Annotated in this window: 19 protein-coding genes; 14 read left to right on the top strand and 5 right to left on the bottom strand. The window is 72.2% G+C overall.

The features are described from left to right. Window positions 1-445 precede the first annotated feature (445 nt). Together ACZ5WK_RS30045 and ACZ5WK_RS30040 are read left to right on the top strand one after the other, a co-directional pair. Entirely contained in the window at window positions 446-2,095 is a 1,650-nt protein-coding gene (locus ACZ5WK_RS30045) for an RNA polymerase sigma factor (RefSeq protein ID WP_465551967.1), read from the top strand. 484 nt (window positions 2,096-2,579) lie between these two features. After that, entirely contained in the window at window positions 2,580-3,386 is an 807-nt protein-coding gene (locus ACZ5WK_RS30040) for a S1 family peptidase (RefSeq protein ID WP_465552036.1), read from the top strand. Between the two features lie 263 nt (window positions 3,387-3,649). Here the strand turns inward: ACZ5WK_RS30040 and ACZ5WK_RS30035 are convergent, their stop codons facing one another. Next, window positions 3,650-3,883, bottom strand: a complete 234-nt coding sequence (locus ACZ5WK_RS30035) for a DUF7455 domain-containing protein (protein WP_396323758.1) — start codon at window positions 3,881-3,883, stop codon at window positions 3,650-3,652. Between the two features lie 594 nt (window positions 3,884-4,477). Here ACZ5WK_RS30035 and ACZ5WK_RS30030 point away from each other — a divergent pair. The 6 genes from ACZ5WK_RS30030 to ACZ5WK_RS30005 all read left to right on the top strand — a co-directional run bounded on the left by ACZ5WK_RS30030 (window position 4,478) and on the right by ACZ5WK_RS30005 (window position 11,595). Continuing rightward, window positions 4,478-6,589: a DNA gyrase/topoisomerase IV subunit B gene (locus ACZ5WK_RS30030; protein WP_465551965.1), complete on the top strand. Its 2,112-nt coding sequence runs from the start codon at window positions 4,478-4,480 to the stop codon at window positions 6,587-6,589. A gap of 161 nt (window positions 6,590-6,750) precedes the next feature. Further along, entirely contained in the window at window positions 6,751-7,236 is a 486-nt protein-coding gene (locus ACZ5WK_RS30025) for a DUF1453 domain-containing protein (protein ID WP_465551963.1), read from the top strand. A 34-nt stretch (window positions 7,237-7,270) separates the two neighbouring features. Beyond that, the gene (locus ACZ5WK_RS30020; RefSeq protein WP_465551962.1) at window positions 7,271-8,428 is read left to right on the top strand and encodes a sensor histidine kinase; all 1,158 of its coding nucleotides are present in this window, start codon (window positions 7,271-7,273) and stop codon (window positions 8,426-8,428) included. Beyond that, window positions 8,398-9,129, top strand: coding sequence for a response regulator (locus ACZ5WK_RS30015; protein ID WP_465551960.1), 732 nt, complete (start codon window positions 8,398-8,400; stop codon window positions 9,127-9,129). The genes ACZ5WK_RS30020 and ACZ5WK_RS30015 overlap by 31 nt, the downstream gene beginning before the upstream one ends. A 325-nt stretch (window positions 9,130-9,454) precedes the next feature. Beyond that, complete coding sequence (locus ACZ5WK_RS30010) at window positions 9,455-9,886, top strand: DUF485 domain-containing protein (protein ID WP_465551958.1); 432 nt, start codon at window positions 9,455-9,457, stop codon at window positions 9,884-9,886. Continuing rightward, window positions 9,883-11,595, top strand: a complete 1,713-nt coding sequence (locus tag ACZ5WK_RS30005) for a solute symporter family protein (protein ID WP_465551956.1) — start codon at window positions 9,883-9,885, stop codon at window positions 11,593-11,595. The genes ACZ5WK_RS30010 and ACZ5WK_RS30005 overlap by 4 nt, the downstream gene beginning before the upstream one ends. 81 nt (window positions 11,596-11,676) lie before the next feature. On the opposite strand, the gene ACZ5WK_RS30000 is transcribed toward ACZ5WK_RS30005, so the two are convergent. Further along, entirely contained in the window at window positions 11,677-12,366 is a 690-nt protein-coding gene (locus tag ACZ5WK_RS30000) for a response regulator (protein ID WP_465551954.1), read from the bottom strand. After that, complete coding sequence (locus tag ACZ5WK_RS29995; RefSeq protein WP_465551952.1) at window positions 12,366-14,069, bottom strand: ATP-binding protein; 1,704 nt, start codon at window positions 14,067-14,069, stop codon at window positions 12,366-12,368. The genes ACZ5WK_RS30000 and ACZ5WK_RS29995 overlap by 1 nt, the downstream gene beginning before the upstream one ends. A 386-nt stretch (window positions 14,070-14,455) precedes the next feature. Here ACZ5WK_RS29995 and ACZ5WK_RS29990 point away from each other — a divergent pair, with 386 nt between their 5' ends. Genes ACZ5WK_RS29990 through ACZ5WK_RS29980 form a run of 3 tightly spaced genes read left to right on the top strand, consistent with a single transcriptional unit; the run spans window position 14,456 to window position 17,323 of the window. After that, window positions 14,456-15,319: an ABC transporter ATP-binding protein gene (locus ACZ5WK_RS29990; protein WP_396323748.1), complete on the top strand. Its 864-nt coding sequence runs from the start codon at window positions 14,456-14,458 to the stop codon at window positions 15,317-15,319. Next, window positions 15,309-16,199 carry an ABC transporter permease gene (locus ACZ5WK_RS29985; RefSeq protein WP_465551950.1) on the top strand — a complete coding sequence of 297 codons (891 nt, stop codon included), beginning with the start codon at window positions 15,309-15,311 and terminating at the stop codon, window positions 16,197-16,199. Before ACZ5WK_RS29990 ends, ACZ5WK_RS29985 begins: the two co-directional genes overlap by 11 nt. A 47-nt stretch (window positions 16,200-16,246) precedes the next feature. Next, window positions 16,247-17,323, top strand: coding sequence for an ABC transporter substrate-binding protein (locus ACZ5WK_RS29980; protein WP_465551948.1), 1,077 nt, complete (start codon window positions 16,247-16,249; stop codon window positions 17,321-17,323). 45 nt (window positions 17,324-17,368) lie between these two features. Here the strand turns inward: ACZ5WK_RS29980 and ACZ5WK_RS29975 are convergent, their stop codons facing one another. Together ACZ5WK_RS29975 and ACZ5WK_RS29970 are read right to left on the bottom strand one after the other, a co-directional pair. Then, entirely contained in the window at window positions 17,369-18,271 is a 903-nt protein-coding gene (locus tag ACZ5WK_RS29975; RefSeq protein WP_465551946.1) for a sucrase ferredoxin, read from the bottom strand. Window positions 18,272-18,359: 88 nt separating this feature from the next. Next, window positions 18,360-20,810 (bottom strand): DNA gyrase/topoisomerase IV subunit A, encoded by a 2,451-nt coding sequence (locus ACZ5WK_RS29970; protein ID WP_465551944.1) that lies wholly within the window; start codon window positions 20,808-20,810, stop codon window positions 18,360-18,362. 224 nt (window positions 20,811-21,034) lie between these two features. On the opposite strand from ACZ5WK_RS29970, the gene ACZ5WK_RS29965 reads away from it, so the two are divergent. The 3 genes from ACZ5WK_RS29965 (at window position 21,035) to ACZ5WK_RS29955 (ending at window position 25,310) form a co-directional block, all read left to right on the top strand. Continuing rightward, complete coding sequence (locus ACZ5WK_RS29965) at window positions 21,035-22,408, top strand: M16 family metallopeptidase (protein WP_465551942.1); 1,374 nt, start codon at window positions 21,035-21,037, stop codon at window positions 22,406-22,408. 20 nt (window positions 22,409-22,428) lie between these two features. Next, on the top strand, window positions 22,429-23,796 hold the full coding sequence (locus ACZ5WK_RS29960) for a M16 family metallopeptidase (protein WP_465552034.1): 1,368 nt from the start codon (window positions 22,429-22,431) through the stop codon (window positions 23,794-23,796). 320 nt (window positions 23,797-24,116) lie between these two features. Then, a complete protein-coding gene (locus ACZ5WK_RS29955) occupies window positions 24,117-25,310 on the top strand; it encodes an RtcB family protein (RefSeq protein ID WP_465551940.1) in 1,194 nt (397 codons plus the stop codon). Window positions 25,311-25,488: the final 178 nt, after the last annotated feature.

The raw sequence follows: 25,488 nt of genomic DNA, 5'->3' as shown, positions 1-25,488 counted from the left end.
GAGCGACCCCGGCGAACCCATGGCCCTCCGGCTGCACCCCACGGCGCGGTCGGAGGGCCCCTTGTGTGCCGGGCCGCCGACCCGCCCGCCTCGGCCCCCGGCCTCCCGCCACGCCGATATGGCCTGGCCATGCCAACCAACTTCGGCGCGAGTGCGCGATGATGGAAGCCGGCCCCGGGCCGCGGGCGCCGAGTGGTGTGACCCGCGACACGAAGGCCATGCGTAACACTTGACGAGTAGCAGCGATGTCTCCAGAGCGGAAGCAGCTCCGGAATACCCCAACATGTCAGAATGCTGTGTTGGTCTGCGGCGCTGCTGCCGTCCTGCAAACCCAGTCCTCAAGCCCGAGTCGGTCGGAATCGACACCGCGTGCCTGACGCGCGATTTCCTTCCCCGCCCGCTCGGGCGGCCGGTACGGGTTCGAGTCCACTCATCGTCCGAGAGGTTGTTCGTGTCGGCCAGCACATCCCGTTCACTTCCCCCCGAGATCGCCGAGTCCGCGGCTCTGCTGGCGCTCATCGAGCGGGGCAAGGCCCAGGGGCAGATCGCCGGTGACGACGTGCGCCAGGCGTTCGAGGCGGACCAGATCCCGGTCACCAAGTGGAAGAACGTCATGCGCAGCCTCAACCAGGTTCTGATTGAGGAGGGGGTGGATCTCATGGTCAGCGCGGCCGAACCGGCCGGCGCCAAGCGCAAGAGCGTCGCGGCCAAGAGCCCCGCCAAGCGCACTGCCACCAAGGCGGTCACCACCCGGAACCCGGCTGCCCCGGCGGCCCCGACCAAGCCGCCCGTGCGCATCGCCCCCGGTGCCCCCGTCGCCGCTCCGGCCGTCGTGGCCGCCTCGGCCACGGTCAGCACGGTGTCCGCCGACATCACCGTCGAGGGGACGACCACCGTCGTCGCCGAGGCGAAGGCGGTCGCGGCGAAGAAGGCGGCCCCGGCCAAGAAGGCCGCGGCCAAGAAGACCGCCGCCCCGGCCAAGAAGACCGCCGCCAAGAAGACCGCGTCCGCCAAGGCGGGCAAGGGCGACGAGGAGATCGTCGGCGAGGAGGAGCTGCTCGAGGACGTCGCCCTCCCCGGCGACAAGTCGGGCGAGGAGGCGGAGCCCGAGGAGGAGTCGCAGGGCTTCGTGCTCTCCGACGACGACGAGGACGACGCCCCGGCCCAGCAGGTCGCCGTCGCCGGTGCCACCGCCGACCCGGTCAAGGACTACCTGAAGCAGATCGGCAAGGTCCCGCTGCTCAACGCCGAGCAGGAGGTCGAGCTCGCCAAGCGCATCGAGGCCGGCCTGTTCGCCGAGGACAAGCTCTCGGCCGCCGACAAGCTGGCTCCCAAGCTCAAGCGCGAGCTGGAGATCATCGCCGAGGACGGCCGCCGCGCCAAGAACCACCTGCTGGAGGCCAACCTCCGACTGGTCGTCTCGCTGGCCAAGCGCTACACCGGCCGCGGCATGCTCTTCCTGGACCTGATCCAGGAGGGCAACCTCGGTCTGATCCGTGCGGTCGAGAAGTTCGACTACACCAAGGGCTACAAGTTCTCCACCTACGCCACGTGGTGGATCCGCCAGGCGATCACCCGCGCGATGGCCGACCAGGCCCGCACCATCCGTATCCCGGTGCACATGGTCGAGGTCATCAACAAGCTGGCCCGCGTCCAGCGCCAGATGCTCCAGGACCTGGGCCGCGAGCCCACCCCGGAGGAGCTGGCCAAGGAGCTCGACATGACCCCGGAGAAGGTCATCGAGGTCCAGAAGTACGGCCGCGAGCCCATTTCGCTGCACACCCCGCTGGGTGAGGACGGCGACAGTGAGTTCGGTGACCTGATCGAGGACTCCGAGGCGGTCGTCCCGGCCGACGCGGTCTCCTTCACCCTGCTCCAGGAGCAGCTGCACTCGGTGCTGGACACCCTGTCCGAGCGCGAGGCGGGCGTGGTGTCGATGCGCTTCGGTCTGACGGACGGTCAGCCGAAGACGCTGGACGAGATCGGCAAGGTGTACGGGGTCACCCGTGAGCGCATCCGCCAGATCGAGTCCAAGACCATGTCGAAGCTGCGCCACCCGTCGCGCTCCCAGGTGCTGCGCGACTACCTGGACTGATCGGCAGGACCATGTAGGGCGGTAGCCCTGCGGAAGAGGCCCGGAGCGCACCGCTCCGGGCCTCTTCGCATGCCTGCCCGGCCGCCGTCGCACGTCCGTGCGACACCGCCTGTCCCCGCCGGGCCTCGTCGCACGTCCGCCGCGTACCCGCCGGGCCTCGTCGCACGTCCGCCGCGTACCCGCCGGGCCTCGTCGCACGTCCGCCGCGTACCCGCCGGGCCTCGTCGCACGTCCGCGGGGCCTTTTCGCACGTCCGGGGCCGGGTGCGTCAGCGTCCGGGTGGCCGTTGTCGCTCGTCCGGGTGGCGGCACCGCGGGAAGCGGTCGCAGGGCGTAGTCGATCACCTACGCTGTGCCGGTTGCCTGCTGCCGAGCCAACTGGAGACACGGTGCTGCCCAACCCGGACCGCGCGGATCTGCCGACCGCCGCCCCGACACCGGCATGCCCGGCCGCCCGGCCGGCACGCCGCCGCCACCGGGCCGCCGTGCTGGCCCTGATCGCGGCGCTGCCCGCGCCGCTGATCGCGCTCGGCCCGGCGGCCGCCCCCGCCCGGGCACAGGGCAGGATCGTCGGCGGGGCCGGTTCGAGCACCGGCGACCACCCGTGGATGGTGGCGCTCGCCAGCCGCCAGCAGTTCGGCAACGGCCGGTCCGGGCAGTTCTGCGGGGGCGCGCTGGTCACCCCGACCAAGGTGGTGACGGCGGCGCACTGCTTCTACGACGAGTCCAAGGGCCGGCGGGTGGACCGGCCCGGGCTCAAGGTGGTGGTCGACCGGGACGATCTGCGCGGCTCCGCCGGCCGCGAAGTGGCGGTCCAGTCGGTCTGGATCCACCCCGACTACGCCTTCGCCGCGAACATGAACGATGTGGCGGTGCTCACGCTCACCGAGTCGCAGGGTGCCCGGCCGGTCATCGACCTGGTGGGCCAGGGCGAGACCGAGCCGTACCAGCCGGGCACCAGGGCGCAGGTCTACGGCTGGGGGGACACCACCGGGATGGGTAGCTACTCACCCACGCTGCGCAGTGTCGATGTGCCGATCATCCCGGACCAGACCTGCGCGCAGGCCTACCCGGGCGGGTCGGACGGGCGGTTCGACGCCCGCGGCATGGTCTGTGCCGGGGAGGAGAAGGGCGCCAAGGACGCCTGCCAGGGGGACAGTGGCGGCCCGCTGGTCGTCGCGGGCCGGCTGGCCGGGCTGGTCTCCTGGGGAACGGGCTGCGCCGAGGCGGCACACCCGGGCGTCTACACCAGGCTGGGCGCGGTCTCGGACACGGTGCGCTCCGCACTGTAGCCGCGGAGTCACGTTCTGACGCGACGTCGGCCGGCCCGGAGGAGTCGCCGGAGACGGGGGGAGTCACCGGAACGGGAGTTACCGGAAACGGGCCGTGCCGGGGGCGGGCAGTGCGGGGAGCGGGACGCACCCGGGAGCGATGGCCGGAGAACAGCAGAGCCGGGCGACCGGCCCCGGAAGGGGACCTGTCGCCCGGCTCGCCGGTCGCGCGCTGTGCGCGGCCGGACACAGCTCGTCGCTGATTGCTGCTGTGGCGCCTGGACTCAGCGCTCTTCGTCGCTGGCCGTGGCCGTGGTGGTGCCGCTGAGACGGCCGCTCTCGTCCTGTATCTCCACGGCGATCTTCTTGAGCTCGGGCTCGAACTTCCGGCCGTGGTGGGCACAGAAGAGCAGCTCTCCGCCGCTGGCGAGTACGACGCGCAGGTAGGCCTGGGCGCCGCAGCGGTCGCAGCGGTCAGCCGCGGTGAGCGGGCTCGCAGGTGTCAGAACAGTAGTCACGTCGCCTCTTCTCTAGCTCGACGAGCTGTCGTACCAGGGTCAACATCCAACCAGGCCGAAAACGTTCCCGCTCGTGGCTTTTCTTCTTTGAGGATTCTGCTGTGTTGATGAGGACGTGCCCCGGGGGCCGGTGGTTCATGCGTACCGAATCCCAGGATCCGCCTCTCGCTCGAACGCCCGATCGGGACCGGGTGCGAGGTCCGCGTAGCATAATCCTCTGCTGGGTTGGAGCATAAGCCCCGTCCCGGGCCCCGGTAGCCTGCATAACGGCAGTTCCGGAGCCTGCGCCCGGCCCCACGATCCGCCAGGACCGGTGGTACCGGGAGGAGATGGCGCCCCGGCGTCCGTCGTCCAGTGCGGCGCTTGTTCGCGCAGCGCGTACAAGCTGCGCGGGACCGGACCGCCGTGCTGTGCACTCGGCGGAGCGGTGTGCACACGCAGGGGAACGGCTGTCGGTGCGGTGTGCTGCACTGGCGGACGATCCGGCTGCGGCCGGATGCCACCCCGGATCTGACCGAGCCGGATGTGACCGAGTCGGACATGGCCGGCTCGGATGTGACCGATGAGACAGAACTTCACCGAGGAGAGTGCCGCGTGAGTGCCGAAACGACCGTGCCGTCCGCACTGCTGGCCGGCGACGACGGTTCCAACTACACCGCTCGGCACCTGCTCGTCCTGGAGGGCCTGGAGGCGGTCCGCAAGCGTCCCGGCATGTACATCGGCTCGACCGACAGCCGCGGCCTGATGCACTGCCTCTGGGAGATCATCGACAACTCCGTCGACGAGGCGCTCGGCGGCCACTGCGACCGCATCGACGTCGTCCTGCACGAGGACTCCTCGGTGGAGGTGCGCGACAACGGCCGCGGCATCCCGGTGGACGTCGAGCCCAAGACCGGCCTCTCCGGCGTCGAGGTCGTGATGACCAAGCTGCACGCCGGCGGCAAGTTCGGCGGCGGCTCGTACGCGGCCTCCGGCGGTCTGCACGGCGTCGGCGCCTCCGTCGTCAACGCGCTCTCCGCCCGCCTGGACGTCGAGGTCGACCGGGGCGGCCACACCCACGCGATCAGCTTCCGCCGCGGCACCCCCGGCATCTTCACCGAGACCAGCCCGGACGCCCCCTTCGAGCCCGCCAACGGCCTCACCAAGGCCCGCAAGGTCCCGAAGGCCCGCACCGGCACCCGGATCCGCTACTGGGCCGACCGGCAGATCTTCCTCAAGGACGCCAAGCTCTCGCTGGAGCACCTGCACAGCAGGGCCCGGCAGACGGCCTTCCTCGTCCCCGGCCTGACCATCGTCGTCCGTGACGAGCGGCTGACCGAGAGCGACAAGGTCGAGGAGTCGACCTTCCGCTTCGACGGCGGCATCGCCGAGTTCTGCGAGTTCCTCGCGCCCGACAAGCCGGTCTGCGACGTGCTGCGGCTGCGCGGCGAGGGCACCTTCAAGGAGACCGTCCCCGTCCTGGACGAGCTCGGCCACATGACGCCCACCGAGGTCACCCGGCACCTCGGTGTGGACATCGCGCTGCGCTGGGGCGCCGGCTACGACACCACGCTGCGTTCCTTCGTCAACATCATCGCCACCCCCAAGGGCGGCACCCACGTGACCGGCTTCGAGCGCTCGCTCGCCAAGACCGTGAACGAGGCGCTGCGCGCCGGCAAGCTGCTGCGCGTCGCCGAGGACGACATCACCAAGGACGACGCCACCGAGGGTCTCACCGCGGTGGTCACCGTCCGGCTCGCCGAGCCGCAGTTCGAGGGCCAGACCAAGGAGGTGCTGGGCACCTCGGCGGCCAACCGGATCGTCGCGGCCGTGGTCGCCAAGGAGCTCAAGGCCTTCCTGACCTCCGGCAAGAAGGACGAGAAGGTCCAGGCCAGGGCGGTGCTGGAGAAGGTCGCCGCCGCCGCCCGTACCCGGGTCGCCGCCCGCCAGCACAAGGAGGCCCAGCGCCGGAAGACCGCGCTGGAGACCAGCTCGCTGCCGGCCAAGCTCGCCGACTGCCGCAGCGACGACGTCGACCGCACCGAACTCTTCATCGTCGAGGGAGACTCGGCGCTCGGCACCGCCAAGCTGGCCCGCAACTCCGAGTTCCAGGCCCTGCTGCCGATCCGCGGCAAGATCCTCAACGTGCAGAAGGCGTCGGTGAGCGACATGCTCAAGAACGCCGAGTGCGCCTCGATCATCCAGGTGATAGGGGCCGGTTCGGGCCGCACCTTCGACATCGACCAGGCCCGCTACGGCCGGGTCATCTTCATGGCCGACGCCGACGTCGACGGTTCGCACATCCGCATCCTGCTGCTGACGCTCTTTCAGCGCTACATGCGCCCCATGGTCGAACAGGGCCGGATCTTCGCCGCCGTGCCGCCGCTGCACCGCATCGAGCTCACCAACCCCAAGCGCGGCCAGGAGAAGTACCACTACACCTACTCCGACGCCGAGCTGCGCTCCACCTTGCTGGACTTCCAGCGCAAGGGCCTGCGGTGGAAGGACCCGGTGCAGCGGTACAAGGGCCTCGGTGAGATGGACGCCGACCAGCTGGCCGAGACCACCATGGACCCGCGCCACCGCACGCTGCGCCGGATCAACCTGGGCGACCTCGAGCAGGCCGAGAAGATCTTCGACCTGCTGATGGGCAACGACGTCGCCCCGCGCAAGGAGTTCATCGTGGACTCGGCGGCCACCCTGGACCGCTCGCGCATCGACGCCTGAGCAGCCGGCCCCCTCCGCGGCAGGGCCCTCCACCCGTGGGTGGAGGGCCCTCGCGTTTTCCGGTCCACCCCTGGTCCACCCCGGCTCCGATCAGCGGACGGCGCCGGATCCGTAGCGTCGGAGAGGTCAGCCCAGCCCCTTCCGCCGGAACGGAGAGACCGATGAGCGGCCTCGTCAACATCCTCGTGATCATCGCGGTGATGGTCCTGGTGGTTCAGCGCCAGATGCGCGCCCAGCGCCTGGACACCGAGCGCCGCTTCTGGCTCGTGCCGCTGATCCTCGCCGCGCTCGCGCTGCGTGACCCGCAGCTGGTCGACCACGCTCACCCGGCCCCGGCCGTCGCACTGCTCGTCGCCTCGCTGCTGGTGGTGTTGGCCATGGGCTCCGTCTGGGGCTGGACCGTCCGGCTCTGGCACGGCAAGGACGGCGAGCTCTGGGCGCAGGGCACCACGGCCACGGTCGCGGCCTGGGCCGGCATGGTCGCCATCCGGCTCGGCCTGTTCGGGATCGGCTCGGCGCTGCACGTCCGCCAGAGCGGCAGCTCGCTGCTGCTCGGCCTGGCGGTCCTGCTGCTGGTCAGGTCGCTCGTGGTGAACTGGAGGGCGCGGAACCTGGAGCCCTCGTACCGCGCCACCACGACCGGCTGACCGCCGCCGATCCGTCGAGCCAGGAGGAGTGCCCGTGCCCGGGTGGAGCTGGACCCGCTGGCCCTCCCGGGAGGGGCTGGAGCGGGAAGAGAGCCCGGCACGGCGGACCCTCACCGTGCTGGGCCGGACGGTGCTGTTCGTCACGCTGGTCTGGGGGACGTACTCCCGGGGGACGTTCGCCGGTTGGGGCGTGGTCGCGGTCAGCGCCGGGCTGGTCGCCGTCGTGGCGCAGTGGTTCGCCTTCCTGAAGGTCAGCCGGGAGCAGCGGGCGCGGCCCACGTTCGTGCTGGCCGCCACCCTGATCGGCTCCGCCTGGCTCGGCGAGTGGGGTCACGCCTACGTGCTGGCGGACTTCACCTGGGCCGGCCTCGCGGTGACCGCCCTGGTCCGGCTGCCGATCGTCGCCGCGCTGGTCACGGCCGTGGCGGCGTTCGGCTCCTACGCGGCGGCCAGTTGGGAGAGCTGGCTCGCCGTCTGCGCCACGATCGGGGGGCTCGGCGTGCTCGGCTACCTGCTGCGGCTCGACACCGAGGCGCGCGGCACCGCCCGCCGGCTGCTCACCCAGGAACGGGCGGCCCGGGCCGCCGAGGCGGAGAGCGTGGCGCTCGCCGAACGGGCCAGGATCGCCCGGGAGATCCACGACGTGCTGGCCCACAGCCTCTCCGCGCAGCTCGTCCACCTGGAGGCGGCCCGGCTGATGCTGGACGCCGGCACCGACCGGGAGCAGATCCGCGAACGGGTGGTGGCCGCCCGGCGGATGGCACAGGACGGCCTGGCCGAGACCCGGCAGGCGCTCTCCGCGCTGCGCGGTGAGTTCACCCCGGTCGGGGAGTTCCTGGTGGAGCTGACGGGGCGTGAGCGGGCCGGTCTCTCGGTCACCGGCACGCCGCGCCCGCTGGCCGCCGAGGCGGGGCTCGCGGTGCGGCGTACGGCGCAGGAGGCGCTGACCAATGTGCGCAAGCACGCCACCGGCGCACGCTGCACCGTCGAACTGCGCTACCTGCCGGAGGAGGTGGAGCTGGAGGTGCACAACACCCGCCCGGCGCGCGGCGGGCCCGCCGGCGAGCTGGCGGCCAGCGGCAGCGGGTACGGTCTGCTGGGGATGCGCGAACGCGCGGAACTGCTCGGCGGCACCCTGCTGGCGGGCCCTGACGAGGGGGGATGGCGCGTGCTGCTGCGGGTTCCGGCGTGAGCGTGATCCGCGTGGTGGTCGCGGACGACCAGACGGTGGTGCGCGAGGGCATCGTCATGCTGCTCGGGCTGCTGCCGGGCATCGAGGTGGTCGGCGCCGCCGGCGACGGCGAGGAGGCCGTCGCCCTGGTCGAGCGGCACCACCCGGACGTGGTCCTGATGGATCTGCGGATGCCCCGCTGCGACGGCGTCGAGGCGACCGGCCGGATCCGGACCGCCCACCCGGAGACCGAGGTGGTCGTCCTCACCACCTACGCCGACGACGATTCGCTGTTCCCGGCGTTGCGGGCCGGGGCGCGCGGCTACCTGACCAAGGACGCGAGCGGCGAGGAGATCGCCCGGGCCATCGCGGACGTCCGCTCGGGCGCGGCCGGGCTCTCACCGCAGGTGCAGCTGCGGCTGCTGGAGCGGCTGGCGGACGCGGCCCCCACGGCCGGCCCCGCACCCTCCCCGGGGCGCGCGGCGGGCTCCCCGGCGGCGCCCTCGGGCGTGCTGCCGGACGGGCTGACCGCCCGCGAGGCCGAGGTGCTGGCGCTGATCGCCGAGGGGCTCTCCAACACCGAGATCGCCCGGCGGCTGTTCGTCAGCCCGGCCACGGTGAAGACCCACATCAACAACCTCTTCGCCAAGACCGCCGTCCGGGACCGGGCACAGGCGGTCGCGTACGCGTTCCGACACGGAATCACCGGTACGCAGCAGTAGTCGCATGAGTGTCTGTCGGATCATCGATCACCTCATCGAGTGAACGTATCTGCAATGGGAGTTGGCGGGGTCTGTAGGCCTCCATCATGGTCCGGTCAGCACACCCCTCGGTCCAGGAGCAGCAGTGCCACAGCAGCAGACGAGCAGCCCCGGCCAGGGGCAGCGATTCGACTGGTGGGCCGCTCCCGCCGCCGCACCCCGGCCCGGTCGGCCGACACCGACACCGAGACCGGCCCCTGCCCCGAGCCCGACGTCGGCCCAGACGCCGGCCCTGGCGTCGAACCCGGCCCCGTCATCGAACCCGGTGTCGGCACCGGCCTCGACCATGGCCTCGGTACCGGCCTCGGCCTCGGTACCGGCCGAGCCGGCACCCCGCGCGGTCCGCGGTGAGGCGGCGCCCCCGCAGCCGGTCCCGCCCGTCGTGGAACCGCCGGTCGTCGACGCGAGCACCGAGGTGTACCGGGCCGTCCAGGCCAGCGACGCCTTCCAGGACATCAAGCGCAGCTACCGCGCCTTCGTCTTCCCCATCAGCGGCGCCTTCCTCGGCTGGTACCTGCTGTACGTCGCCGCCCAGGCCGGTGCGCCCGGCGTGATGCGCAGCCCGATCGCCGGACCGCTCAACGTGGCCTGGCTGCTGGGGCTGCTGCAGTTCGCCTCGACCTTCGTGCTCACCTGGCTCTACGCCCGCAACGCCCGCACCAAGCGCGACCGGGCCGCCCTGGGGCTCCGCTGGGACACTCAGGACCAGCTGCGATGAGGACCGCCACCCCGCCCCCCGTCGCCCCCACCGGGGACCACCACGACCTGGCCATCGTGCTGTTCGCCGTCATCGTCCTGGTCACCCTGGGCATCACCCTCTGGGTGGGCCGGCGGGGCAGCGCCGCCGAGGACTTCTACGCCGGCGGCCGGGACTTCACCCCGCTGCAGAACGGCTTCGCGCTCTCCGGGGACTACCTCTCCGCCGCCTCCTTCCTCGGCGTCGCCGGGCTGATCGCGCTGTACGGCTACGACGGCGTGCTCTACAGCATCGGCTTCCTGGTCGCCTGGCTGGTCGTCCTGATGCTGGTCGCCGAGCTCGTCCGCAACGCCGGCCGGTACACCCTCGCCGACGTGCTCGCGCTGCGGCTGCGCCGTCGCAAGGTCCGGGCGGCGGCCGGCGGCGCCGGCGTCGTCGTCACCCTGTTCTACCTGGTCGCCCAGATGGTCGGCGCGGGCAGCCTGGTCGCCCTGCTGCTCGGCACCAACAGCTCCGAGGCCCGGACCTGGACCATCGTCGCGGTCGGCGCCCTGATGATCGTCTACGTCACGATCGGCGGGATGCGGGCCACCACCTGGATCCAGATCGTCAAGGCCGTCCTGCTGGTCGCCGGCTCGGTGCTGCTCACCGTGCTGCTGATGGTCCGCTTCCACGGGGACGTCGCCGAGCTGATGCGCCAGGCCGCCCAGCACAGCGGCGCGGGGCAGCGGTACCTGGAGCCCGGGCTCAAGTACGGCAAGACCTTCACCAGCCGGCTGGACTTCTTCAGCCTCGGCCTGGCCCTTGTCCTGGGCACCGCCGGGCTCCCGCACATCCTCTCCCGCTTCTACACCGTGCCCACCGCGCGGGCCGCCCGGCGCTCCACGATGTGGGCGATCGGGCTGGTCGGCGGCTTCTACCTGATGGCCATCGTGCTCGGCCTCGGTGCCACCGCCCTGGTCGGCTCGGCGGAGGTCCGGCACGCCAACCCGGCCGGCAACACCGCCGTCCCGCTGCTGGCCCTGGTGCTCGGCGGCGGCAACGGCTCCACCGGAGGGGTGGTGCTGTTCGCGCTTATCTCGGCGATCGCCTTCGCCACGATCCTCGCCGTGGTCGCCGGGCTGACGCTCGCCTCCTCGGCGGCCTTCGCCCACGACATCTGGGCGGGCGCCTGGCGCGGCCGTCCGCGCCGCCGCCCCCGGGGCCGGCGGGCCGCCGTCCCGGCCTCCCGGCGGGTCCGCGCCGACCAGGCGGACGGCGACGCGGCGGGGAGCGAGGCCTCCGAACGCCAGGAGATCGGCGTCGCACGGATCGCGGCGGTGGGGATCGGGGCGGTCGCGATCGCGCTCAGCCTCTTCGCCCAGCAGATGAACGTGGCCTTCCTGGTCGGCCTGGCCTTCGCCGTCGCCGCTTCGGCCAACCTGCCGGTGCTGCTGTACTGCCTGTTCTGGCGGCGGTTCACCCCGCGCGGCGCGGTCTGGTCGGTCTACGGCGGGCTGATCCCGGCGGTGGTGCTGGTGGCCTTCTCGCCGGTGGTCTCCGGCACCAAGATGGCGCTCTTCCCGGGGGTGGACTTCCACTGGTTCCCGCTGGAGAACCCGGGCATCGTCTCCATCCCGCTGGGCTTCCTGGCCGGCTGGATCGGCACGATCACCTCGCCCGAGCCGACCGACGCGGACCGCTACGCCGAGCTGGAGGTCCGCTCCCTCACCGGCGCCGGAGCGGCCTGAGCGGCGCCCCTTCCCGAACCCCGGCGGGCCCAGGCCCGCCGGGGTTCGGCGTGTCCGGGCCAGGGCGCGGGCCGAGGGCACTCAGGCGCGGGCCGCCAGCACGTAGCGGTGCTCGGGCCGTCCGGTGTCGCCGTAGCGCAGGGTCAGCCGCAGCCGGCTTTCACGCTCCAGCTGCTTGAGGTAGCGCTGGGCGGTGGAGCGGCTCAGCCCGGTGGCGTCCGCGACCTCCTGGGCGGAGAGCGGCCGGCCCGCCCGGCGCAGCACCCCGAGGACCAGGTCGGTGGTGGGCGCCGAATGGCCCTTGGGCAGGGCCGCCGCCGGGGCCGTCGCGCTGCGCAGGGTCGCGAACAGCCGGTCCACCTCGTCCTGGCCGGCCTCGCGGGCGGCCGGGCCGGCCAGCGCGTGCCGCAGCTGCGCGTAGGCGACCAGCTTCTCCCGCAGGCCGGCGAAGGTGAACGGCTTGACCAGGTACTGCAGGGCGCCGTGCTGCATCGCCGCGTGCACGGTGGAGACGTCCCGGGCGGCCGTCACCATCATCACGTCGCAGGTGATGTCGCGGTCGCGGAGCCGGCGGACCAGGGCGAGGCCGGTCTCGTCCGGCAGGTGGTGGTCGAGGAGGAGCAGGTCGACCGGGCGGCGCTCCAGCGAGGCTAGCGCCTCGGCGGCCGAGTGCGCGGTGCCGGTGACCCGGAAGCCGGGCACCTTGGCCACGTACGCGGCGTGCACGTCGGCGACCCGGAAGTCGTCGTCCACCACGAGTACGTCGATCATCACGCCTCCACGAGCGGTGCGGTGGGCAGGGCTCCGGCCTCGGGGCGCCGGGAATCGGCGACCGCGGTGGTGGGCGGGGCATCGGCAAACGGGGCATCGGCAAACGGGGCGTCGGCGTGCACAGCCTCGTCGTGCAGCGCCTCGGGCAGCTCGACGGTGAACCGGGCGCCGCCGAGCGGGCCGGTGTCGAGCACGATCCGGCCGCCGGTCCGCCCGACCAGCCGCCGCACCATCGCCAGCCCCAGCCCGCGCGGCCGGTGCGCGGGCGCGTCCTTGCTGCTCCACCCCTCCTCGAAGACCCGCTCGCGCAGCTCCTGCGGCACGCCCGGGCCGCTGTCCGCGACCTCGACCAGCAGGGTGGAGCCGGCGGCGGCCAGCGTCACGTCCACCCGGCCGCCGCCGCCCGGCGCCAGTGCGTCCACCGCGTTGTCGATCAGGTTGCCGAGCACGGTGACCAGCGTCCGCGCGTCGACCACCGCGTCCGGCAGGTGGGCGGCGGGGGCGACTGCGAGCCGGACGCCCCGCTCGCCCGCCACCGCCGCCTTGCCGGCCAGCAGCGCGGCGACGTGCGGGTCCTGCACCTGTTCGGCGATCCGCGCCGCGACCACCGCGTGCGAGCCCGACTGCTCGGAGATGAACGCCACCGCCTGCTCGTGCCGGCCGAGCTCCAGCAGTCCCAGCAGGGTATGCATCCGGTTGGCGTGCTCGTGATCCTGTGCCCGCAGTGCCTCGGTGAGGCTGCGGGTGGTGTCCAGCTCGCGGACCAGCGACTCCAGCTCCGTGCGGTCGCGCAGTGTCACGACGGCGCCGCCCTCGGCCGTGGCCATCCGGTTCACCACCAGGACGCGGTCGTCCCGGACGGCCGGCAGGTCCGTACCGGTGATCCGGCCGGCCAGCACGTCGGCCAGCCGGCCGGGTGGCAGCACCTCGTCGATCGGCCGGCCGGTGCAGCCCTCGGGCAGGCCGAGCAGCCGCAGCGCCTCGTCGTTGGCCAGCCGGATCCGGCCGTGCTCGTCCAGCGCCACCATGCCCTCGCGGATGCTGTGCAGCATCGCCTCGCGTTCCACCAGCAGCGCCGAGATGTCGGCCAGCGCGATGTTGTGGGTGCGCCGCTTCAGCCGGCGGGCCAGCGCCAGGGTGGCGACGGTGCCCGCGGCCAGGCCGGCACCCGCGCAGAGCAGGATGCCGGTGAGCATCTTCAGCAGCCGCCGGCGGATCGAGCCGTCGCTGATCCCGACCGACACCTCACCGACGATCCGCCCGTCCGCGATCCGCAGCGGCACCTTGCCGCGTGCGGTGCGCCCCAGGGTGCCCTGCTGGATGGCGGTGACGCTGCGGCCGCCGAGCGCCGGCTCGGGGTCGGTGGAGACCCGTTGGCCGATCCGGTCCGGGTCGGTGTGCGAGAGCCGGATCCCGTCCAGATCGGTGACCACGACGAAGCTGGCGCCGGTGGCCAGCCGGATCTGCTCGGCGTTGCGCTGCGCGGTCGCGGAGTCTCGGGCCTCGGCGGCCCGGGCGATCACCTCGTCGTTGGCGGTGGCCTGGGCGATCGACAGCGCGCGCTGCATCGCGTCGTGGTCGAGTTCGGAGCTGACCGGCGCCAGGAAGAGGCCGGCGGTGACGATGGTGACGCCGACGGTGACCACGGTCTGGCTCAGCAGCAGCTGGGCGAAGACCCGGCGGGGCCAACGGGGGTGCTTCATCCGGGCCTCCTCTCGGCGGGCGTTCGGGCGTTCGGGCAGGTGGGCGGGCGTTCGGGCGGGCTTTCGTGAGGCCTTGGGCCGGGCGGGCTTCGGGCGGTCTCCCGGGCGGTCTCCCGGGCTTTCCGGCGGGCGGGGTGGTCTGGCGGCCTGGTCTGGCGGCCCGCCGGTGGGCCGGCTTTCCGGCCGGTCGGCGGGTGGTGGGGCGGGCGGTCGGCACACCCTATGTTTCCGAGGTGTTTCTGTCAGCCGCGTCCCCGCTGTTGTAGCGGAAGCAATACGAGCAGAACACCCCTCAACGCGGAGAACCCGCAGTACGCCGAGAAGCCTCCCGCCACCGCCCCGACCGCTCCTAGCCTCCCGGAGCAAGCACAGACCCGGGAGGTCACATGAGCACAACCCCGGCGGCAGCCCCCACAACCCCCACGGCGCAGGCGGTACCGGCGATCGAGCTGGCCGGCGCGACCAAGCGCTTCCGCACACCGTCCGGCACCCTGCACACCGCCGTCCGCGATCTCGACCTGACGGTGGCGCAGGGCGAGTTCGTCGCCGTCGTCGGCCCCACCGGCTGCGGCAAGTCCACCACGCTGACCCTGGTCAGCGGCCTGGAGGAGCCCACCGAGGGCGACGTCCGGGTGTACGGCGAGGCGGTCGACGGGATCAACCCGCAGGTCGGCTTCGTCTTCCAGCAGGACGCCGTCTTCCCCTGGCGCACCGTCCTGTCGAACGTGACGGCCGGCCCGCGGTTCCGCGGCGTCCCTGCCGCCGAGGCCCGGGAGCGGGCCCGCGACTGGCTGGCCCGGGTCGGCCTCGGGGCCTTCGAGGACCGCTACCCGCACCAGCTCTCCGGCGGCATGCGCAAGCGCGTCGCGCTCGCCCAGACCTTCGTCAACGACCCCAAGATCCTGCTGATGGACGAGCCGTTCTCGGCGCTGGACGTGCAGACCCGCGCCCTGATGTCCGACCAGCTGCTGGACCTGTGGGCCGGCACCAGTTCTTCCAGCACCGCAGCCTCCGTCGTCTTCGTCACCCACGACCTGGACGAGGCGATCGCACTGGCCGACCGGGTCGTGGTGATGACGGCAGGCCCGGCCACCGTCAAGGAGATCTTCACCGTCGACCTGCCGCGCCCGCGCACGGTGGAGGCCGTCCGGCTGGAACCGAGGTTCGTCGAGCTGTACCGCGAGATCTGGGCCTCGCTCGGCGAAGAGGTGCGCATCACCCGTGAGAGAGGAGCGGGTCGTGCCGCTTGAGACCGCGTCCACCGCGTCCACCGCTTCCGCCGTCGCCGGCAAGCCCACGGCCGCCCCCACCACCAGGACCGAGGCCCGCGAACGGGCCGCCCGAAACCGGAAGGTGCGGGTGTACGGGGCCCGGGTCGCGGTGCTCCTCGCCTTCCTCGGGCTCTGGGAGCTGTGTGCCCGCACCGAGGTCATCGACCCGTTCAACTTCTCCCAGCCGTCGAAGATCTGGGCGCAGATCTGGCAGTGGATCACCCACGGCACCGCCCAGGGCTCGCTCGGCGAGCAGATCGGCTACACCCTGTACGAGGCCCTCACCGGCTGGGTGATCGGCGTCACCGGCGGTGTGCTGCTGGGCATCGCGCTCGGCCGGATCCGGTTCCTGGCCGACGTGTTCGGGCCCTACATCAAGGTGCTGAACGCCATCCCGCGCATCGTGCTGGCCCCGATCTTCCTGATCTGGTTCGGCCTCGGCCCGGCCTCCAAGGTGGCCTCCGCGGTGGTGCTGGTGTTCTTCCCGGTCTTCTTCAACGCCTTCCAGGGCGCCCGCGAGGTGGACCGCAATCTCGTCGCCAACGCCCGCATCCTGGGCGCCAACAACCGCAAGGTCACCCTGCAGGTGGTCATCCCCGCCGCCACCACCTGGATCTTCACCAGCCTGCACGTCAGCTTCGGCTTCGCGCTGATCGGCGCCATCGTCGGCGAGTACATCGGCGCCACCAAGGGCCTCGGCCTGCTCGTCGCCGCTGCCCAGGGCACTTTCAACGCGGCCGGCGTGTACGCCGCCATGACCATCCTCGCCGTGGTCGCGCTGCTCACCGAGGGGCTGCTGACCTTCGCCGAGAAGAAACTCTTCCGCTGGAAGCCCGCAGACTCCGGCGACGGCCGCTGACCCCCGTTCCCTCCCCTCCCGTCGTACGTAGAGAGGCACCCCACCCCATGCGCTCGAACCCGACCGGCAGAGCCGCCGCAGCCGCCCTCGCCGCCGCCCTGATCCTCCCGCTCGCCGCCTGTGCCAACGACGCCGCCTCCACCTCCCACAACGGCGCCGCCCCGGCCGGCCAGCAGGTCGACGGACCCAAGGTGAAGATCATGGTCGGCGGCCTGGACAAGGTCATCTACATGCCCGCCATGCTCACCCAGCGCCTCGGCTTCTTCGCCGAGGCGGGCGTCAACGTCGAGCTGATGAGCGAACCGGCCGGCGTCAACGCCACCACCGCCCTGCTCGCCGGTGACGTCCAGGGCGCGGTCGGCTTCTACGACCACACCATCGACCTCCAGGCCAAGGGCAAGAACGTCGAGTCGGTCGTCCAGTTCTCCCAGGCCCCCGGCGAGGTCGAGATCGTCTCCACCAAGCAGGCCGACGCCATCAGGTCCGGCGCCGACTTCAAGGGCAAGAAGCTCGGCGTCACCAGCATCGGCTCCTCCACCGACTTCCTCACCAAGTACCTCGCCGTCAAGAACGGCACCGCGGTGGCCGACTTCAGCCCGATCGCGGTCGGCGCCGGCCAGACCTTCATCGCCGCGCTCCAGCAGGGCTCCATCGACGCCGGCATGACCACCGACCCCACCGTCGCCAACATCATCGACAAGGGCCTCGGCAAGATCCTCTACGACATGCGCACCCCCGAGGGCTCGCGCGCCGCGCTCGGCGGGCTCTACCCCTCGTCCTCGCTCTACATGAACACCGACTGGGTGGCGAAGAACAAGGACACCGCCCAGAAGCTCGCCAACGCCTTCGTGAAGACCCTCAAGTGGATGTCCACCCACAGCCCCGAGGAGATCGCCGCGAAGATGCCCGCCGACTACGCGCAGGGCGGCGCCGACCAGTACGCGGCCGCGATCAAGGCGACCCTGCCGATGTTCACCACCGACGGCGTGATGCCCGCCGACGGCCCCGCGACGGTCCTCGCGGTGCTCGCCGCCTTCCACCCCGACGTCAAGGGCAAGGAGGGCACGATCGACCTCGCCCGCACCTACACCACCGAGTTCGTCAGCAAGGCCGCCACGGGCTGAACCCGAGCCGACGGTCCCGCGCTCACCCCCACGGGCGCGGGGCCGTCACCGCTCCCGGACGGACACGACGTCCATCCGGGACGGCGTCCCCGCGGCCTTGCCGCAACTCTCCGGGCGGGGCGGCTCACTCGCGCCCTCGACCACCTCGACCTCCCAGGCGCGGCCGTCCTCGTGGCGCACCGTCACCAGCCAGCGGCCGTCACCGGACGGCTGCTGCATCAGCGTCAGCGCGTCGGCCCGGGTCTCGCCGGTGGCCAGCCGCACCGCGTGGTCGGCGGCCTGGCCCGGGCGCTCCCAGCCGGAGCAGCCGCGGGCCCACTCCGGCACCATGTGCCCGGCCGCCGTCGCCGCCAGCACGTCCTTGGCGGTCTCCGCCGTCAGCCGCCCGTACGCGTAGCCGTACGGCAGCACCAGCATGGTGGGGGAGAAACGGTGCCCGCCCAGGTGCGTGACCTCCCACACCTCGCTGTGCCCGGCCGCCGCCAGCTCGGCCGCCAGCGGCCGGCCGAGCAACGCGCAGCAGCGGTCCCGGCGGCCGTTGGTGCACACCAGGGCGACCGGCCCGCCGACGTGTTCCGTCCCGAGACCGCCGTGCTCCCCGGCGCCCAAGGCCGCGAAGTCCAGCCCCAGCAGCTCCGCCGGATCCGCCACCTCGGCCCGCCGCACCCAGCCCCGGCCCGGCACGCTGTGCGCCACGATCACCTCGTGGCGCGCCGTCGGCAGGCAGTCCGCATGCCGCCCGGGCCGCCGGATCAGCGCCACCCGCACCCCGGTCCCCGCCGCGGCCGCCTCCAGCGCCCGCCCGACCGCCGAGTCCAGATGGCTCTCGCCGAGCGCCTTCGCCCCCCACGGCCCGCTCTGCTCGACCAGCAGCCAGGTCGTGGCGGTCGCCGCCGTGGCGGCCAACGGCTCCGACAGTTCACGCGACAACGTCGCACAAGTGCTCACGCAGGTAAGGCTACCCGTACTGAAAAGACCGCGGCGGGACACCGAAAGGTGCCCCGCCGCGAGCATGTGCTCCGTCCGCCCGGCGCCGCTACGCCGGGCCGGCGACCACCGCGATGGGCGTCGTCACCGGCGTACCCGAGCCGTCACGGCGCGGGTCCCGCTCGGGCAGGTCGACCGGGGCGCCCTTGGCGGTGGCGGCCCGGGCGGGGGAGGGGCCGGCCCAGGCGAAGGCCAGGGCGTCCTCACCCCGCAGGAAGCGCTGACAGCGGACACCGCCGGTGGCACGGCCCTTGCGCGGGTACTGCTCGAACGGGGTGACCTTCCACGAGCTCTGCTCCTCGCCGGTCAGCGTCCCCGCGGCACCGGCCACCGAGACCACCACCGCGTCCGCCGCCGGATCCACCGCCGTGAACGAGAGCACCCGGGCACCGTCCGACAACTTGATGCCCGCCATGCCGCCCGCCGGGCGGCCCTGCGGACGGACCTGGCCCGCCGGGTAGCGGAGCAGCTGCGCGTCCGAGGCGATGAAGACCAAGTCCTCCTCACCGGTGCGCAGTTCGACCGCACCGATCACCTCGTCGCCCTCCTTCAGGGCGATCACCTCGAACTCGTCCTTGTTGGCGGGCCACTCGGGCACCACCCGCTTGACCACACCCTGCACCGTGCCCAGCGCCAGACCCGGCGACGACTCGTCCAGCGTGGTCAGCGCCAGCGCCCGCTCGCCCGCCTCCAGGCGCAGGAACTCGCCCACCGCGGCGCCGCCCGCCAGCGTCGGCGACGGCGTCGGCGGCAGAGCCGGCAGATCGATCACCGGCAGCCGCAGCACCCGGCCCGCCGACGTCACCACACCGACGTCCGCACGCGCCGTCGCCGGCACCGCCGACACGATCACATCGTGCTTCGCCCGCTTCTCCGACAGCTCGAACGGCTCACCGTCCGCCGTCCGCGCCAGCAGACCCGCCGACGAGAGCAGCACCCGGCACGGATCGTCCGCCACCTCCAGCGGCACCGCCAGCGACGCCGACGGCACCGCCCCCGCCTCCAGCAGCACCGTCCGCCGCTCCGTGCCGAACTGCTTGCCCACCGCGGCCAGCTCCGTCGACACCACACTGCGCAGCCGCGTGTCCGACTCCAGGATCTCCGTCAGCTCGGCGATCTCCGAGTTGAGCTTCGCCTGCTCCTCCTCCAGCTCCACCCGGTCGAACCGGGTCAGCCGGCGCAGCGGGGTGTCCAGGATGTAGGCCGTCTGCGTCTCCGACAGCGAGAAGCGCTCGATCAGGCGCTCCTTCGCCTGCGCCGCGTTGTCGCTCGACCGGATGATCGCGATGACCTCGTCGATGTCGACCAGCGCCACCAGCAGGCCCTCGACCAGATGCAGCCGCTCCTGCCGCTTACGGCGACGGAAGTCGCTGCGCCGGCGCACCACCTCGAAGCGGTGGTCGACGTAGACCTCCAGCAGCTCCTTCAGCCCCAGCGTCAGCGGCTGGCCGTCCACCAGCGCCACGTTGTTGATGCCGAAGGTCTCCTCCATCGGCGTCAGCTTGTACAGCTGCTCCAGCAACGCCTCCGGCACGAAACCGTTCTTCACCTCGATCACCAGCCGCAGCCCGTGCTCGCGGTCGGTGAGGTCCTTGACGTCCGCGATGCCCTGCAGCTTCTTCGCGTTGACCAGGTCCTTGATCTTCGAGATCACCTTCTCCGGGCCGACGTTGTACGGCAGCTCGGTGACCACGATGCCCTTGCGGCGGGCGGAGACCGCCTCGATCGTCGTGGTGGCACGGATCTTGAAGGTGCCGCGGCCCGACTCGTACGCGTCCCGGATGCCCGACAGGCCGACGATCCGCCCGCCCGTCGGAAGATCCGGACCGGGAACGAACCGCATCAGCGTGTCCAGGTCCGCGTTCGGATGCTTGATCAGGTGCCGGGCCGCCGCCACCACCTCGGACAGGTTGTGCGGCGGCATGTTCGTCGCCATGCCGACCGCGATGCCCGTCGCACCGTTCACCAGCAGGTTCGGGAACGCCGCCGGCAACGCCAGCGGCTCCTGCTCGCTGCCGTCGTAGTTCGGGCCGAAGTCGACGGTGTCCTCGTGGATCGACTCCACCATCGCCATCGACGCCGCCGTCAGCCGCGACTCCGTGTACCGCATCGCGGCCGGCGGGTCGTCGTTGCCCAGCGAACCGAAGTTCCCGTGCCCGTCGATCAGCGGCAGCCGCATCGAGAACGGCTGCGCCATGCGCACCACGGAGTCGTAGATCGACGCGTCACCGTGCGGGTGCAGGCGGCCCATCACCTCGCCGACCAGGCGCGCGCACTTCACGTGCCCGCGCTCCGGCCGCAGGCCCATCTCGTTGGCCTGGTACAGGATCCGCCGGTGCACCGGCTTCAGACCGTCCCGCGCGTCGGGCAGCGCGCGCGAGTAGATCACCGAGTAGGCGTACTCCAGGAAGGAGCCCTGCATCTCGTCCACAACGTCGACATCGAGGATCCGCTCCTCGAAATCTCCGGGCGGCGGGGTCTGCGAACTGCGGCGGGCCATCGCGGCGGGGCTCCCTTGCGTCTGTCTGATGCGTCTGTCTGCTTCGGATCACGGCTCAGCGCCCCCATTGTGGACCCTTCCGCCGACACTCCCGCCCAGCGCCCCTCTTCCGCCCCTGGCGAACGCACCGTCCGCGCGGACACATCCGCGCCCTTCACGCGTTGCACCACAATGGGGGACGCCACACGAACCCCCGACATCGACGACGGGAAGGACCCGAGCGCATGGCCAACCCGGCCCCCGCATCCGCCTCCACCGGAGGAAATGGCGCTGCCATCGCCATCACCGAGCACCGCCTGGCCAACGGCCTGCGCGTCGTCCTCTCCGAGGACCACCTCACCCCGGTCGCCGCCGTCTGCCTCTGGTACGACGTGGGCTCCCGCCACGAGGTGAAGGGCCGCACCGGGCTGGCCCACCTGTTCGAGCACCTGATGTTCCAGGGTTCGGCCAACGTCTCCAACAACGGCCACTTCGAGCTCGTCCAGGGCGCCGGCGGTTCCCTCAACGGCACCACCAGCTTCGAGCGCACCAACTACTTCGAGACCATGCCCGCCCACCAGCTGGAGCTCGCCCTCTGGCTGGAGGCCGACCGCATGGGCTCCCTGCTCGCCGCCCTCGACGACAACTCGATGGAGAACCAGCGCGACGTCGTCAAGAACGAGCGCCGCCAGCGCTACGACAACGTCCCCTACGGCACCGCCTTCGAGAAGCTCACCGCGCTCTCCTTCCCCGACGGCCACCCGTACCACCACACCCCCATCGGCTCCATGGCCGACCTGGACGCCGCCACGCTGGAGGACGCCCGAACGTTCTTCCGCACGTACTACGCGCCCAACAACGCCGTCCTCTCCGTCGTCGGCGACATCGACCCCGAGCAGACCATCGCCTGGGTCGAGAAGTACTTCGGCAGCATCCCCGCCCACGACGGCAAGCAGCCCCCGCGCGACGGCACCCTCCCCGACACCATCGGCCGCGAGCTCCGCGAGTCCATCCGCGAGGACGTCCCCTCCCGCGCCCTGATGGCCGCCTACCGCCTCCCGCACGACGGCAGCCGCGAGGCCGACGCCGCCGACCTCGCGCTCACCATCCTCGGCAGCGGCGAGTCCAGCCGGCTCTACAACCGGCTCGTCCGCCGCGACCGCACCGCCGTCGCCGCCGGCTTCGGCCTGCTCCGCCTGGCCGGCGCCCCCAGCCTCGGCTGGCTCGACGTCAAGACCTCCGGCGACGCCACCGTCGAGCAGATCGAGACCGCCGTCGACGAGGAGCTCGCCCGCTTCGCCGCCGAAGGCCCCACCGCCGCCGAACTCGAGCGCGCCCAGGCCCAGATCGAGCGCGAATGGCTCGACCGGCTCACCACCGTCGCCGGCCGGGCCGACGAACTCTGCCGCTACGCCGTCCTGTTCGGCGACCCCAAGCTCCTCAACAACGCCCTCCCCAAGGTGCTCGACGTCACCGCCGAGGAGGTCCGGGACATCGCCCGGGCCCGCCTCCACCCGCAGAACCGGGCCGTCCTCGTCTACGAGCCCACCACGGCCGACGACACCGACGCCGACCAGACCGCCACCGCCGCGACCGAAGAGGAGGGCGCTGCCGCATGAGCACCGACTACGTCCCCGCCATGACGTTCCACCCCCAGCCCCAGCCCGGCACCCCCAGCCCGTGGGCCTTCCCCGCCCCCGAGCGCGCCGCCCTCGGCAACGGCGTCACCGTCCTGCACTGCCACCGCCCCGGCCAGCAGCTCGTCGCCGTGGACGTCCTCCTCGACGCCCCCCTCGCCGCCGAACCCGACGGCCTCGACGGCGTCGCCGGCATCCTGGCCCGCGCCCTCAACGAAGGCACCGACACCCTCACCGCCGAGGAGTTCGCCGCCGAACTCGAGCGCGCCGGCGCCACCCTCGACGCCCACGCCGACCACCCCTGCATCCGGGTCTCCCTCGAAGTCCCCGCCAGCCGGCTCCAGCGCGGCCTCGGCCTCCTCTCCGACGCCCTGCGCGCCCCCGCCCTCCCCGAGGACGAGATCGAGCGCCTCGTCGCCAACCGCCTCGACGAGATCGTCCACGAGCAGGCCAACCCCGCCCGCCGCGCCGCCAAGGCCCTCTACGCCGAACTCTTCGACGGCGCCGACCGCCTCTCCCGTGCCCGCGGCGGCACCGCCGACACCGTCAAGTCCATCGACCGGGCGGCCGTCAAGGCCTTCTACGACGCCCACATCCGGCCCGCCACCACCACCGTCGTCGTGGTCGGCGACCTCACCGGCACCGACCTGCCGGCCCTGCTCGAAAGCACCCTCGGCGCCTGGACGGCCGACACCGCCGCCCCCAGCACCCACGCCCCGGTCACCGCCGACGACACCGCCCGCGTCGTCATCGTCGACCGCCCCGGCTCCGTCCAGACCCAGCTGCTCATCGGCCGCATCGGCCCCGACCGGCACGACCCGGCCTGGGCCGCCCAGATCCTCGGCACCTACTGCCTCGGCGGCACCCTCACCTCCCGCCTCGACCGCGTCCTGCGCGAGGAGAAGGGCTACACCTACGGCGTCCGGGCCTTCGCCCAGCCGCTGCGCTCCGCCGCCGACGGCACCGGGCGCGCGCTGCTCGCGGTCAGCGGCTCGGTGGACACCGCCTCCACCGCCCCCGCCCTCGCCGACACCTGGACCATCCTGCGCACCCTCGCCGCCGAGGGCCTCACCGACGCCGAGCGCGACGAGGCCGTGCAGTTCCTGGTCGGCGTCGCACCGCTGAAGTTCGAGACCGCCGGTTCGGTCGCCGGCACCCTGGCCGACCAGGTCGAGCAGCACCTGCCCGACGACTACCAGGCCGAGGTCTACCGGCAGCTCGCCGAGCTCCCGACGGCCGCCGCCACCGAGGCCGTGGTCGCCGCCTTCCCGCCGGACCGCCTGGTCACCGTCCTCGTCGGCGACGCCGCCCAGATCGCCGAACCCGTGCGCAAGCTCGGCATCGGCGAGGTCACCGTGATCAGCGCCTGACCGCCTGAACCCCCGTACGGGAAGGGCCCGGTGGAGCATTCCGCTCCGCCGGGCCCTCCGTCGTTAAATCCCTTGCGGGGCGTGATCGCCCTGTGGGTAGATATCCCCCGGCAGCCGGTACGACGACGGAAAGGAGGCGGTCACCATGAGGGTCGAGCCGACCACAGTGCGCTCCCCACGACCGTTTCTCCCGTGTGCCCCGGCCCGCCCCCTGGCCGCCTGAGCGCCGCCACCCCAGATCTTCCCCGAGCCGCACCGGGACTCTTCGCGCGGCACCACACCTAGGCTTGAACCAACCGACCTTTGGAGGTCGTTCAACCATGTCGTACACCGAGGTACCCGGCGTCCGGGTCCCGATCCGGATGTGGACCGACCCGGCCACCGTCGAGGGCCAGGCCATGCAGCAGCTGCGCAACATCAGCTCGCTGCCCTGGCTGCACGGCCTCGCCGTGATGCCCGACGTCCACCTGGGCAAGGGCGCGACGGTCGGCTCCGTGATCGCCATGCGCGGCGCCGTCTGCCCCGCGGCGGTCGGCGTGGACATCGGCTGCGGCATGAGCGCCGTGAAGACGTCGCTCACCGCCAAGGACCTCCCCGACGACCTCTCCCGCCTCCGCTCCAAGATCGAGCAGGCCATCCCGGTCGGCCGCGGCCTCCACACCGACCCGGTCGACCCGCGCAGGCTGCACGGCTTCGCGACGGCGGGCTGGGACGACTTCTGGGAGCGCTTCGACGGGGTCGCGCCGGAGGTGAAGTGGCGGCGCGAGCGGGCCATGCAGCAGATGGCAACGCTCGGTGGAGGTAATCACTTCATCGAACTGTGTGTTGATGACACCGGCACTGTCTGGCTGATGCTGCACTCCGGCTCGCGGAACATCGGCAAGGAGCTGGCGGAGCATCACATGGGTGTCGCCCGCTCGCTGCCGCACAACCAGGGGCTGGTCGATCACGACCTGGCGGTGTTCATCGCGGACACCCCGCAGATGGGTGCCTACCGGCAGGACCTCTTCTGGGCGCAGGAGTACGCCAAGAAGAACCGCGCGGTGATGATGGCACTGTTCCAGGACGTCGTCCGCCGTGAGTTCGCCAAGGCGAAGGTCGCGTTCGACGAGGTGATCAGCTGCCACCACAACTACGTGGCGGAGGAGCAGTACGACGGTGTCGATCTCCTGGTGACCCGCAAGGGTGCGATCAGGGCCGGCTCCGGAGACTACGGGATCATCCCCGGCTCGATGGGCACCGGTTCGTACATCGTCCGCGGCCTCGGTAACGAGGCGGCGTTCAACTCGGCCTCGCACGGCGCCGGCCGCAAGATGAGCCGGAACGCCGCGAAGAAGCGGTTCACCACGCGTGATCTGGTCGAGCAGACCAAGGGCGTGGAGTGCCGCAAGGACAGCGGAGTCGTGGACGAGATTCCCGGTGCGTACAAGTCGATCGAGAAGGTCATCGAGCAGCAGAAGGACCTCGTCGAGATCGTGGCACACCTGAAGCAGGTCGTCTGCGTCAAGGGGTGAGCCCCCACACGAGGAGGGCCCCGGGTGCATCGGGGCCCTCCTCGCGGTGTTCGTCCCGTGGACGCACAGAAGCGGGCGGGAGGGTTGTTCCCGCCGGGGGAGTTTTTGGTTTGGAAACAGCTCCCGCGACAGCCGGCAGCCCGTCTAAACCCCCCCCGAACCACCTTGCGAGGGAGTG

Source organism: Kitasatospora sp. NPDC032757 (assembly GCF_055579305.1).
This window is presented reverse-complemented; position numbering and strand designations above follow the sequence as displayed.